Annotated in this window: 14 protein-coding genes; 3 read left to right on the forward strand and 11 right to left on the reverse strand. The window is 42.8% G+C overall.

Annotation, left to right across the window (positions count from 1 at the left end):
• Positions 1-180 precede the first annotated feature (180 nt).
• Positions 181-1,104 carry a PhzF family phenazine biosynthesis protein gene (locus tag NFU07_RS14325; protein WP_251479230.1) on the forward strand — a complete coding sequence of 308 codons (924 nt, stop codon included), beginning with the start codon at positions 181-183 and terminating at the stop codon, positions 1,102-1,104.
• A 50-nt stretch (positions 1,105-1,154) separates the two neighbouring features.
• On the opposite strand, the gene NFU07_RS14330 is transcribed toward NFU07_RS14325, so the two are convergent.
• From NFU07_RS14330 to NFU07_RS14340, 3 genes are all read right to left on the reverse strand, one after another.
• On the reverse strand, positions 1,155-1,610 hold the full coding sequence (locus NFU07_RS14330; RefSeq protein WP_397443513.1) for a HEAT repeat domain-containing protein: 456 nt from the start codon (positions 1,608-1,610) through the stop codon (positions 1,155-1,157).
• A 111-nt stretch (positions 1,611-1,721) separates the two neighbouring features.
• Positions 1,722-1,955: a hypothetical protein gene (locus NFU07_RS14335; RefSeq protein ID WP_251479232.1), complete on the reverse strand. Its 234-nt coding sequence runs from the start codon at positions 1,953-1,955 to the stop codon at positions 1,722-1,724.
• Positions 1,956-2,062: 107 nt separating this feature from the next.
• On the reverse strand, positions 2,063-3,295 hold the full coding sequence (locus NFU07_RS14340) for a cysteine desulfurase-like protein (RefSeq protein ID WP_251479234.1): 1,233 nt from the start codon (positions 3,293-3,295) through the stop codon (positions 2,063-2,065).
• A gap of 213 nt (positions 3,296-3,508) precedes the next feature.
• Here NFU07_RS14340 and NFU07_RS14345 point away from each other — a divergent pair, with 213 nt between their 5' ends.
• Both NFU07_RS14345 and NFU07_RS14350 read left to right on the forward strand, forming a co-directional pair.
• Positions 3,509-3,709, forward strand: coding sequence for a spore coat protein (locus NFU07_RS14345; protein ID WP_251479236.1), 201 nt, complete (start codon positions 3,509-3,511; stop codon positions 3,707-3,709).
• A gap of 190 nt (positions 3,710-3,899) precedes the next feature.
• Positions 3,900-4,163, forward strand: coding sequence for a spore coat protein (locus tag NFU07_RS14350; RefSeq protein WP_397443535.1), 264 nt, complete (start codon positions 3,900-3,902; stop codon positions 4,161-4,163).
• 52 nt (positions 4,164-4,215) lie between these two features.
• Here NFU07_RS14350 and NFU07_RS14355 read toward each other — a convergent pair whose 3' ends face one another.
• The 8 genes from NFU07_RS14355 to NFU07_RS14390 all read right to left on the reverse strand — a co-directional run bounded on the left by NFU07_RS14355 (position 4,216) and on the right by NFU07_RS14390 (position 12,593).
• Positions 4,216-5,148, reverse strand: a complete 933-nt coding sequence (locus NFU07_RS14355) for an aldo/keto reductase (protein WP_251479238.1) — start codon at positions 5,146-5,148, stop codon at positions 4,216-4,218.
• A gap of 27 nt (positions 5,149-5,175) precedes the next feature.
• Positions 5,176-5,838, reverse strand: a complete 663-nt coding sequence (locus NFU07_RS14360) for a reverse transcriptase-like protein (protein WP_251479240.1) — start codon at positions 5,836-5,838, stop codon at positions 5,176-5,178.
• Positions 5,839-5,924: 86 nt separating this feature from the next.
• Positions 5,925-6,857 (reverse strand): ROK family protein, encoded by a 933-nt coding sequence (locus NFU07_RS14365; protein ID WP_251479242.1) that lies wholly within the window; start codon positions 6,855-6,857, stop codon positions 5,925-5,927.
• Between the two features lie 115 nt (positions 6,858-6,972).
• Positions 6,973-7,308, reverse strand: a complete 336-nt coding sequence (locus NFU07_RS14370; protein ID WP_251479244.1) for a hypothetical protein — start codon at positions 7,306-7,308, stop codon at positions 6,973-6,975.
• Positions 7,309-7,405: 97 nt separating this feature from the next.
• Positions 7,406-8,104, reverse strand: a complete 699-nt coding sequence (locus tag NFU07_RS14375; RefSeq protein WP_251479246.1) for a helix-turn-helix domain-containing protein — start codon at positions 8,102-8,104, stop codon at positions 7,406-7,408.
• Between the two features lie 401 nt (positions 8,105-8,505).
• Positions 8,506-10,782 (reverse strand): glycoside hydrolase family 65 protein, encoded by a 2,277-nt coding sequence (locus NFU07_RS14380; RefSeq protein WP_251479248.1) that lies wholly within the window; start codon positions 10,780-10,782, stop codon positions 8,506-8,508.
• A 60-nt stretch (positions 10,783-10,842) separates the two neighbouring features.
• Positions 10,843-11,526, reverse strand: a complete 684-nt coding sequence (gene pgmB, locus NFU07_RS14385) for a beta-phosphoglucomutase (RefSeq protein ID WP_251479250.1) — start codon at positions 11,524-11,526, stop codon at positions 10,843-10,845.
• A gap of 44 nt (positions 11,527-11,570) precedes the next feature.
• A complete protein-coding gene (locus NFU07_RS14390) occupies positions 11,571-12,593 on the reverse strand; it encodes a LacI family DNA-binding transcriptional regulator (protein ID WP_251479252.1) in 1,023 nt (340 codons plus the stop codon).
• Between the last annotated feature and the right edge of the window lie 60 nt (positions 12,594-12,653).

Genomic DNA, 12,653 nt, shown 5'->3' on the forward strand with positions numbered 1-12,653 from the left:
ATGCGCCTCCTCCGAACCTTCTTGATCTTGATAAGATCTTCTCCCCAGCCTAATTCGCTCCTTTCCCTCTAAATCCCTTTATTTCCAGAAAACTCGAACAATTAATTAACAATCTGAAGATAAATTATATATACTGAATACATAAATCGAATGACAGAAGACAACTAATGGAGGGACGCTATGACCAACTTAAATTATTCCTTAGTCGACGTATTCACTTCTACGGCTTTCGGCGGCAACCAATTGGCTGTTTTTCATGATGAACGGCCTTTGCCATCGGAAACCATGCAAAAAATCGCACGTGAACTTAATTTGTCAGAAACGGTCTTCATCCAGCCCCCTGCGGATTCCAACAATCAAAAAAGCTTGCGTATTTTCACACCGAAAGTCGAGTTGCCGATGGCTGGACATCCCACAATTGGCGCTGCTTATGTTCTGGCAGCTGCAAAGAAAATCCCAGTGACAGCTGGCAAAAACGATTGGGTGTTCGAAGAGCATGTCGGTGAAATTCCAATCAGCGTATATGAAAAAGACGGACAAATCGAGAAAGTCGAAATGACCCAGCCGTTGCCTGCTTTCGGCAGCGTCTATAGTAAACCGGGCCTTGTTGCCGATTTGCTGTCCCTGTCAGTAAAGGATTTTGACCAGCGCTTGCCGCTTCAATCCGTTTCTTCCGGCGTCCCTTTTTTATACGTTCCCGTCCGTACCTTGGCGGCAATGAAGAAAATCAAATTCCGTTCGGATATTTGGGAAAAGCATTTCAGTACAAATCCGCATACCCAGCATATATTTGTCTTCACTTTTGAAACCGTCCAAAAATCATCCACTGTCCATAGCCGGATGTTCGCACCCGCTATGGGAATTCCGGAAGACCCAGCGACAGGTGCAGCTTCCGGGCCGCTCGGTGCTTATCTTGTGGAAAATGGAGTTATTGCTCCATCCAAAAACCAGTTCTACTATATCCGCAGTGAACAAGGTTTTGAAATGGAACGCCCCAGCTTTATCGATATCATTGTCGACAAATCCAAAGGGGCCATTTCTTCCATTAAAATCAGTGGAAATGTAGCAAATGTCGGAACCGGGCAATTGCAATTGCCCACTTGAATGCAAAAAAAGCGATGCCCGCATTTCTATACGGGCATCGCTTTTTTGTTCTATCTTCTTGTCGGCATGGATTTCCATTGGCTTTCCAACCACTGGTCAAACTCTTCGCCTTTTTCGCCTTTATACGTATCGTAGATGTCGACGCGCATTTTCTGCAACTTCACTTTGAAGTCTTCATAGCTATGGTCTTTCGGCAAACTTTTCTTGATGCGCACCAATACTTTGCTCGTATCTTTGATCAGATCGGTTTGCTTTTGTTCAGGCATTTCTACATCTTCACCCAAATCCACAAGCTGATTGTACGCAGCCTGCTGCACTTTATAAACAGGATCATGGTTCATCCGGTGAGTTAAAATATCAATTGTCTGGTTGTTTTTCCATTTGCCCAGTTCTTCAACCGCAGCTAACCGTTCTTTCCAATTCGCTGTCCGGTTCGCAGCTTTCTTCAATTCATCGTAATTTGGCGGCAAGTTATTCGTGTTTTTTTCTTGACTCAAAAAATTCATTCTCCTTTGATCATTTCCCTGTACGGAAAATGAAAGTATGCCTATGATAGGCTTGTTTCTGTATTGTACCATCATCCGGCCTAAAAAGAAAAAGCTCCCCGTTACGGGAGCTTATAGAACTGGATCGGCATTCAACATTTCTTCAATCGCTTTTGCTGCTGTCGGGATGTCTTGATAATGGACAATTTCTCCACTTTCCACAAAAGTCAGCTCGAATATATTTTTATCCTTGCCTGCTTTCACCGTAATATACGGTTCTCCGGCTCTTGCAAAAGTTTGGGTGATATTTACGGTGTTGTAAAAACTGACCGTTTTCAATAATTCTTGAATCGCATCGTACGTCATTAAGAATTCCCCATTTCCTGATGGAAATTGACTAAATAAAGTCTGTTAGAATCCATAAATTGAAGTGATGCTAACCATAACACATTTCCCTTTTTTTAGCAAATTTCTTAGAGAGAAGCAACCGCCTCAATCAGCCTGTCCACTTCCTCTTCTGTATTGTATGGAGCAAGGCCAGCACGAATCCAACCGCCGCTTCCGTTGACATCCAATCGGTCGCCTAGTGTTGAGGCATAAAAATGTCCGGATGCTGTAAAGATGCTGTATTGCTCGGCTAATAATTTACAGACTTCCAACGGTTCAATGCCCTCCACCTGGAAAGCGATTGTCGGAGTTTTCGGTACATCTTCCGCCGCTTGCCATAGGCGGACTTTTTCTATTTTTGCCAGCCCTTGGCGCAATCGTTCCGCAAGGTAATTTTCGTAGTGCTCAAGTTTTTCCATTCCTGAAACGAGCCGTTCCCGTCTAGATTCCCCTTCACCAAACTGCTCAAAAAATTCGATAGCAGGCTTGATTCCGGCAATCCCTTCATGGTTTTGCGTACCAGTCTCCAATTTATCCGGATAATAGCTTGGGGACGTGGTCAATTTATACAGCTCAAGGCTTTCAAAAACGGATTCTTTAATGGCAGCGATGCCGATATGCGGTCCAAAAAATTTATAGGCTGAGCACAAAAGGATATCGATGCCGTAGCGGTCACGGTCGATCACGATATGCGGAGCTGCATGAACCGCATCCGCTGCAAATAATGCCCCTACTTCTTTTGTCCGTTCCACAATCGGTGCAATATCGACAATGGTGCCAATGGCATTAGATGCCAAGCCGACAGCAACGAGTTTTGTCTTTTCGTTAATAATTTCCTTTAGATTGCTTAAATCGAGTTCCATCGTTTTCGTATCGACAGGAATCCATTTTATGGTCAGTCCATGGTCTTTGGCCATCATGATCCAAGGGTCGACATTTGCCCGGTGGTCCATTTCAGTTACGACGATTTCATCACCCGCTTGGAATTGTTTGCCCAGTGCAGCCGCAATGGCAAACGTCAATGTGGTCATATTTGCGCCGAAGGCCACTTCATTCGCTCTTACATTCAGAAAATCGGCAACTGCACTCCTGGCACCTGCAATCACCTCTTCTGTTTCCCAACTACTCGGAAACGTTCCATGGAGGTTTGCTCCGCCTTTTTCCATGTATTCAGTAATGGCTTCGATTGCGGATTTTACCACTTGCGATCCGCCCGGTCCGTCAAAGTATGCAACCGGCCGGTCTTTATACGTTCTTGTCAGCGCTGGAAATTGCCCGCGCACTTCGGTTATCGGAAACGCCGTTTCAGTAATTTTCATGAGTGCAGCCCCTTTTCATCAATGTCTCTTTAAATAAAACACGTTTTTTCCTGAGAAGTCTAATACCAGCTACTGAAAATTTGAAAATTCTTTAATTTTCTTGAGCCATTTTTATTCGCCTTGAAAAAGGGAAATCAGGATTAAAAAGCCCCACTGCGGGTAAACCCTAACTAGTGTTAAGATTGATCATTTATTTCATTGGAGGGATTCGTAATGGCAAAAGAATTGGCAATGCATGAAAAGCTGGAAGTCCATGAAGTATTAATTTTCAAGACTAGCTGTGTCGCTAAAAGCAAAGTATTCAGCGGTCTCGTCGAAGACGATGAATTGAAACAATTATTAGAAGAAGACATTAAATTATCGACGAAAGCGATAAAAGATTTACGCAAAGTATTAGCAGATTCAAGCAAATAATCCCTATACGGACTAAAGGAGGAATTTGGCTATGGCAAAAAAAGATGAAAAAAACACCACTAAAAAAGATGTGAAAAAGACGGCTAAGAAAGACGATAAAAAGAAAGCCACTAAAACTGAAGCAGCAGCAATAACAGAAACGCAGGAAAGTGGAGCTATTAGCAAAGATGCTTTGGCACTCCCTGCTTCCATGCTCGACGACTTGGCAATTGCGACTGATTTCCTTGTAACGGCTAAAGCCGCCGTTCGGAATCTGGCTGTAGCGATTACTGAAACGGCGACTCCGGAAGTGAAAAAGCTATTGCGCCGCGAGTTGGATATCGCCATCGATACCCACGATAAAATCGCTCAATACATGATTAAAAAAGAAATGTATCATGCATACGACATTGAGGAACAAGTCGAGCACGATCTGAAAAAAGCGGATATCGCCCTTGAATTAGCGAAGAAATAAGTAAAAACCGGCCCATTGCAGTTAACGACGCAATGGACCGGTTTTTCTATTTTTATTGCCCTTTGAGAATTTGATCGATTTCATTCAAAACTTCCGCTTCCAGACGAATGTCCGAAGCTGCGATATTGGAAAGAACTTGTTCCGGCTTTTTGCCGCCTGGAATCACCGCATCTACTCCCAGCTGTTCAAGGAGCCACGCTAAAGCCAGATTTGATACATCTGTGCCTTTTTTATCCGCCACTCTTTTAAGCTGTTCTACAATCCTGATGTTTTTTTCGAAGTTCCCTTCCTGGAAAAGCGGCACACTATTACGCCAATCGCCATCTTCCAGCACAAAGTCTTCTGTATACGTCCCCCCTAGAATCCCGAAAGCAAGCGGACCATAAGCAACGACCGAAATCTTATTTTCCACACAATAAGGCAAAATGTCTTGTTCAATTTCGCGGTTGAGCATGTTATAAGCCAATTGGACAGCAGAGATTTCATCTGTTGAATTGGCTTCCTTCAACTGCTCCAAGGAAACATTTGATACCCCGATCGCTTTAATCTTGCCTTCTTTTTTCAATTGGGACAGCTCAGCGACCGCTTCACTTATTGGCGTTTCACCGTCCGGCCAGTGGATATAGTAAAGATCCACGTAATCGAGCTGAAGCCGTTGTAAACTTTCTTCCAGTGCACGGCGCAAATAAGCAGGTGTATTGTTCTTTGTGCCCTTCCGCCAATCGCTTCCGCCTTTCGTGGCAATGATGAATCGGCTGCGGTCATATTCTTTCAATACTTCCCCAACCAATTCTTCAGAACGCCCTTTGCCGTAGACGTCAGCTGTATCGATGAAGGTGATGCCATTATCCAATGCCGCACGGACAAAATCTTTACCCGTTTCTTCATTTAAATTCTTGTAAAGATTGTGTCCTCCCACCGCGTTGGTTCCTAATCCCAACGCAGAAATCTGCATATCCGTTTTTTGCAATACTGAAAACTTCATCCAATCGCTCCTCTACGGTTCTATTATTTATGATTTTTCCAATTCCATTGTTCCACTGATCTCGATGCCTCTTAAAGCTTGTGCAGCTAAGCGGTCCGCTTCTGCATTCGCTTTTCTGGGAATCAATTCGTATTGTGCTTGGATCCCCAATTTATTCAGGCTCCGTTCAATCCGCTCTGCCCAACGGGATAAATCATTTTCATACACCGGCCATTCTCCGCTCATCTGATTGGCCACTACATTGGAATCGCCCCGGAAAACGACAGGCAGGTGATGGACTTCCAACCGTTCAAGTTCCTGTACACTCATGTGGAGAGCTGCATATTCGGCTTCGTTATTGGAAGAAAGCTCTGCCACTTCGACATTTTGCCGGAGACGATAGGCTTTACCACTCTGTTCGTAGTAGATGACACAGCCAAGCCCTGCTCGCCCGTTTTCTTTATCAAATCCGCCATCAAAATACACATTGACATTATGGGGTTCTGTTTCGATACCTTTTAAATAGGCTTTCAATTCTTTTAATGTCCAACTGGAGTCAAACCGATCTACAAATTCCAAGCTTTTTACCCGTCCGGTCTTTTGGATATCTTCCGCAAGTAAAAGCGCATGGGCAGCAGGAAGTTCTTCAGATCGAAAGAAAGCTTCTGTGCCTTTCGGCGTTTTATAGCTCCATTCGATGCGGATTTCCATATCGCAGTCCTCCTTTCCATTCACTTAAGCTTCTATTTTTCTATTGCCTATTCTTTTTCTTCTAAAACAAAACTGGCAAATCCCGCTTACTTATTCGCTTCCAATACAAGAGAAGAAAAGCAGAGCGCTGCTGCTCCGATAACACCTGCATGTTCATTCAGCTCTGCAGGCACTACTTTTGTGCTTCTGCCGGCCGGATTCAACGCATGAGTTCTTATATAAGCTTCCATCCGTTGAAATAAGGGCTCCCCGATTTGGGAAACACCGCCTCCGACAATGATTTTTTCTGTATCGAGAATATTCACCAAAGAAACACAGCTGGCTCCTAACGCCCAAAAGACGTGATCTATGTATCCGTCCAACCCTTCATGGCCTTTGCCGTATAAATCGAATACAGCTTTTGTTGACAGCTCTTCTCCCATGATTTCCGAGCCGTTTTTTGCAATCGCACGGCCGGATGCAATCAAATCCAAGCAGCCAATCTGACCGCAAGAACAGCGTCCGTAGCCGGGGTCGATCACCGTATGGCCGATTTCACCGGCATTGCCGCGGCTTCCGCTCAGCAATTGGCCATTGGCAATGATGCCGGCCCCTATTCCGGTGCTTATCGTCAAATAAGTGAAATTCTCGCTCCCCTTTCCGGCACCGATCCATTTTTCGGCGAGAGCAGCTGCATTCGCATCGTTTTCGATCAAGACCGGAACAGCAAAAGCCGAAGCTAACTTCTCCTTAATCGGAACATCTATCCAAGACGGCAAATTCGGAGGGTTATGGATGACACCCGTCTGCGTATCAAGAGGGCCAGGTACTCCTACACCAATCCCTAAAAGATTTTGATTCTTCCTAATTTGTCCTTGGATAACATACTTAATAGCTTGGATAATTTCGCCAATCACTTGATCAGGCGATTTCCCAAGGTCCATTGGAAAAGCTGTCTTGCTTGCGATTTCACCAGACTGGCCGACCACTGCAACCGCTATTTTTGTCCCGCCAATATCCACACCAATTGCGTATTCCATCATCCAGCCTCCTTTTCATACCCTTCTCTTTCCTATGGTAAGGGAAATTCCAGCGGATAACCAAATTAAAAGCCCTGCTTGCCTGATGACGGCGAGCAGGGCTTGGCCAAATAAATCAGCCGAGTCTTTTCATTTCACTTGCTTTATAAAAAGGAGTCAAAAAATAAAGCTCTTCATAACACTCTTTCGAAATCTGATACAACTCTTTAAAGATGGGTTCTTCTACTGTGTAAAAATGCATAGCATCGGGCATCTCTTTTAATTTTTGAGGTGCTTGATCCCATTTCACTTCATCAATTTCCACCCATACACTTTTTGATTTATATGCATTTTTCATCGTTAACCGAGCAAACAAGGTAATGTATTTAATATTGTCTTCCTCATGCGTATCTTTAACACGCGTGAATAGAAATCTTACGGTTTCTGCGCTTACAGATTGATGACAAGTCATATATATACATCTCCTTTTTCACTATGAAATTGAGATTATCAGTGTTTCAGATAGTTGCATATGTAGTTTTCCAAAGTTGTATAAACAGATTGAACCTTTACGTTTTCATGCCATTGCTTCTTATTTGATCCAAATGATTTTCTGTTATGTCAAGAAAAGAGAAAGCTTCTTTGTCTCCCGCTTCAAGATCTTCGTTGTAAATGCGTGTTGAAATTTTTGACACACCGCTCCTATTGGCCATCCGCTCCAGCTGATTTTTCATGAATTTCGAATTGCAGAGAACAGCAACCTTCTTAAGATAGGGCAGCAGCCAGATTTGGAGGTCTTCCCAAACGTCGTAGGCTTCTGGCGTGAAAACAAATGATTGCCCTTCTTTTACCATTAGCCGATTGTCGATTAGCATCCTAATCTCGCCTTTAGTTAACAGCAAAGTTTGGCTTTTAATGTTTTTGGATATAAGTTCCACGTCATTTTTACTTAGAGGTCCAGTAATTCGCAGCCAAATAAAATGATGTTCCAGACTTACGAGACAGGTAAATCTCGAATCCAACGGCTTTTTAAGCTCTTTTTTCACTAACGCCAGGCGTGTAGCAAACCGCTCATCCTCAAAGAGGTAAAACAAATCAATCCCCATTGCATTTGCCAGTTTTTCGATATTGACTAAGGAAACATTCTTTTCTCCTCTTTCAATAGCCCCTACATAGGAACGATCCAATTCAGCTCGTATAGCTAACGCTTCTTGTGTCATCCCGGCATTTATACGAAGCTCTTTTATACGTTTGCCAAAATCTTTCAATACGTCCACAGCAGTTCTCCTGTTCTAGGTTACTCATATCTTTATTATATATTTAATAACTTTTTAACGCCATCTTATAAAAGATATTATTTTGATTTTTTGATAATTTATATTTCATTAAAGTCTTGTATTACGAAAAATAAGTCAAAATGCAGGAAATAATGATTAAATAAACTATGTTTTTCGACCCACCTTTCTTTTACCACTCAAATTCTTATCATGATTATAGGAATGAAACTTCAAGTTGGCTACGGTCAATAGTACTCATTTTAAAATAAGTTAAAGTTATTGTAAATTATTTCATAAAAATTAAAAAACCGGAAATAATTATTTCCGGTTTTAAGCACTTTTATAAAATTTTCTATCTTAGTATCTGTCGATTTCTTTCTTTTACTTTTGCATTATGTTACTTGAAGCTGGCGGTTTTGTTTTAACATTACCGCTTCCCCGCGATGCCAAATGCTCAAATCCTCGCCTTCCAACAACTCATAAGAAACGAAGTCTTTTTCAATATGGATATTGATCAGGCGCCCCAAATAGTGGAAATGAAAATTAAACGACTGCCACTGGTCAGGAAGCGACGGATTTAAATGAAGCCCTGTTTCTTTCACACGAAGTCCAGCAAATCCATAAACGATGGCTAACCATGTTCCCCCCATATTTGCCATATGCAAACCATCTTTTGTATTGCCATGAGTATTGTCTAAATCCAATCTGGCGGTTTCCTGAAAATAATCATACGCTTTTCTCCGGTAGCCGAGTTTAGAAGCCATGATGCTGAAAACACTATAAGAAAGAGAAGAATCATGCGTCGTAATTTCTTCATAATAATCGTATGAATTCTTAAGTGTCTCTTCATCGACATCGTCTTCCAATAAGAAATGGGCAAGGACCGTATCCGCTTGTTTACACACTTGATAGCGATAAAGCGTCAATGGATGATAATGGAGCAGGAGCGGGAATTTATCAGCCGGGGTATTCTCCAGATCCCATCTCGATTTCTGTAAAAAGCTATCATCCTGTGCATGGATTTTCAGTTCTTCGTGATAAGGAAGATACATTCTTTCTCCAGCTTCCCGCCATTGTTCTACTTCCGCTTCCGTCGCTTCGAGCTGCTCTGCCAACTCCTCAAATCGTGAAGGCGCTTTTTCTTTCAATAGCTGATAGACTTTTTCAGCCCATAAGAGATTATGCTGAGCCATCTTATTTGTATAATAGTTATTGTTGACGACACATGTATATTCGTCTGGCCCCGTCACACTATCGATTTTAAATTGATTGTTGTGGAAATGTCCGGTATCCACCCATAACCGGGCTGTTTCAAACAACATTTCAGCCATGTATTCCTGCAGGAAATCCTCGTCTTTTGTCACGAGGTAATATTGGATGTAACTATAGGCAATATCCGCACTTATATGATATTGAGCCGTGCCGGCTGGAAAGAAAGCTGAACTTTCCGGTCCGTTAATCGTCCGCCAAGGAAACAGCGCCCCTTTTTCATGGCCCATCACTTTCGCTCTCGCCCGTGCGCTGTCTAAAATCGAATAGCGGTGCAGCAATAAATTTTTCGCAATTTCCGGATTGGTCATCAAAAATACCGGGAACATAAAGATTTCCGTATCCCAGAAATAATGCCCTTCATAGCCCTCTCCAGAAAGCCCTTTTGCCGCAATATTGCTATATGGATCTTTCCCGACCGATTGAAGGAGCTGGTAGAGGTTAAAGCGAATGCCTTCTTGAAGTTTTTCGTCTCCTTCAATAATCACATCGGAATTCTTCCAAAAACGGGCCATGTATTCGTTTTGTTCCGCTATCAATTCGTCGAATTCCTGAAGCTTCACTTTTTCGTGCAAAGGAAGCGCCACCTCGATCAACTCATCTCCATGCCGCAGCGAGTCGGTATAAATATTGTATTTGGTAAATCGGACCGGTTCCTTCGAAGAAACACAAGTATACACTTCTTCAATTCTCGATTCTCCGACAGATTGAGTATAGTGGTAATCGCCAGCTTGAATACGGGAAGAACTGATGCAAGCCACTTCCAGTTCTGTAACGTAAGTCAGATTCCTGATGACACTGTACTCAGGTTCTCTTCGCACTTCGATAACATCAAGCCGCTTCGCATGTCCGGATGCAACTCTCGGATCATTGAGATCCACAAAGTTAGAGACTTCTCCTTCCACACTTGAAACGATTTTCACTTCCTGAATGCCCCGGATAGCTTCGATTGTCACTTCCTGCGCAAATAATTCACGGGTAATAAAAGAAACGATGCGTTTGAAATGGAGCTTCACTTCTTTTCCTTTCGGCGACTTCCAATGGATAATCCGTTCAGCAAATCCTTTATCCATATGCAAATTCCGTTCAAAATGAAGCAATTCACCTTCAAAAACAGAGAATTTTTCATCATCCAAGTAAATCTCAATGCCTTGCGAATCGATGACATTCAGGATTTTTTGCTGCATGACCGGATATCCATATAATTTTTCCCCATATGTGATTTCCGTTTCATCATGAAATGCATTGATGTAGGTCCCTCGAATCGAGCTGAATGCATCCGGATATCCTTCCTCAAAATTTCCTCTCACCCCCAAATAACCATTTCCTAGAGACAAGATGCTTTCATCAAGCAGAAGATTATGATTATCCACTTCAGTCTTTGTCAGTTTCCAAACCATCACGTTTCACTCCTCAATTGCTTCCCTCTGCAGCAACTCATTAAAAAGAAATCGAACAAATTAATGCGCTGCCTTTTTTTGATTGTATTGCTCAATGATTTTCTCGAACTTCAATTCATTTGTGGCAGCGACCAAATAGTCGGCATTCGGAAGATGCGCTCTATCGCCTACCGCCACTGAAAACATATTGGCTCCATTGATCGCTTCTAGGCCGGCTGCCGAATCTTCAATGCCGATGCATTCACTGTACGGTACGTTTAAGGCATCTGCTGCAGCTGTGAACGTTTCAGGATCTGGTTTTCCTTTTTTCACTTTTGATGCATCCACAATATAGTCGAATTCAGCCGTCAAACCGAGCAAATCCAGAACATGTTTGGCATTTTTGCTCGCTGAACCAAGCGCAGTTAAAATTCCATGCTGCTTGTTGGCGTGCAATAACTCTTCCATGCCAGGCAAAATGTCTTTCGGCCCCATCCTTTCAATCATCTCTAAATAATACTCATTTTTCTTTAGCGCCAGTTTCTCTTTTTCTTCAGCAGATAAATTAGACGTAGAAGGATCAAGCGAAAGAATTAAATAAAGCGATTCCATCCTCCCTATCCCTTTCAACCGTTCATTGAATTTCCGATCGATCTGGATGCCCAGTTCTTCTGCAATCTTTTGCCAAGCAAGAAAATGATATTCTGCGGTATCTGTAATGACACCGTCAAGATCATAGATAAAAGCTTTCGGATAAAATGTCATGCCATCCTGTCCTTTCTATCTGTTAGTCGCTAGAAGTCGGCGAGTCAATTCAGCTTTCTTACGCTTTTCCGATCGGCTAATTGATGCGCTACATACAGATGCTGGCCTTTTTGCTTTCCTTCCTTCAACTCTTGCAGCAACTTTGCCGACTTGCTGCCAATTTCAACGAAATCTTGCTGAATGGTTGTCAATGCCGGCTGCGTGTAGCTGCTGAAAACCAAATCATCAAAGCCTGTCACTGAAATGTGCTCCGGTACCGAAAACCCGGCTTCCGCAATCGCTTTCATCACACCGAATGCCATCAGATCGCTGAAACAGAGAAAGGCAGTAGGCTTAGGCATCTTCGATTCCAGCCGTGTTTTCGCTGCATTGAAAGCTTCTTGTTCAGAAAAATCCGCATAGACGATGTGGTTTTCTTCTAATGCTAAACCGGATTCCCGGTAAGCCTGCTGAACGCCTTTTAACCTTTCGCTGTTGACGTAGGTTTCGCGTGTCCCCGCTACGACTACGATATCGCGGTGGCCATTCTTTAATAGATGGCCCGCTATATCCCGGCCCGCTTGTGCATTATCAATCGATACACTTCCGATTAATCCATTTTCAGTTTCGGTCATGATATCAAGCACAACACATGGGATATTGGTATTGATCAATTCTTTATAATAGGGATCATCCGTCCGGATTCCTTGCAGAATCGCCCCTCCAATATTCCGTTCCCGGCAATATTGGAGATAGCTCTGCTGTTTCTGGCTAAGTGAATCGATCAAGTAAATCGATAATTCATAAGGACTCTCAGAAACAGCTTTATACACGCCTTTAAAAATATCAAAGGCATTATTGTCTTTTTCGTTATTGTTCAAAACACCTGAAGAAATCAGCCCGAACGTCAGCTGTTTTTTCGACGATAAATTCTTCGCGACAATATTAGGCGAATAATCCAGCTCTTTGGCTATCTCTAGTATGCGCTGGCGAGTTTCTTCACTGACATCTGCATAATTATTAAAGGTTTTGGAAACCACACTGATCGAAACGCCCGCTTTTTTTGCCACATCTTTAATGGTCGTCAATGATTTTCTCACATCCCAATCGTTTCTAATAATCAGCTTCTAAAGCTGTTTTCAGCCACT

The sequence above is a fragment of the Planococcus sp. NCCP-2050 genome, from assembly GCF_023708025.1.
Classification (GTDB): domain Bacteria; phylum Bacillota; class Bacilli; order Bacillales_A; family Planococcaceae; genus Planococcus.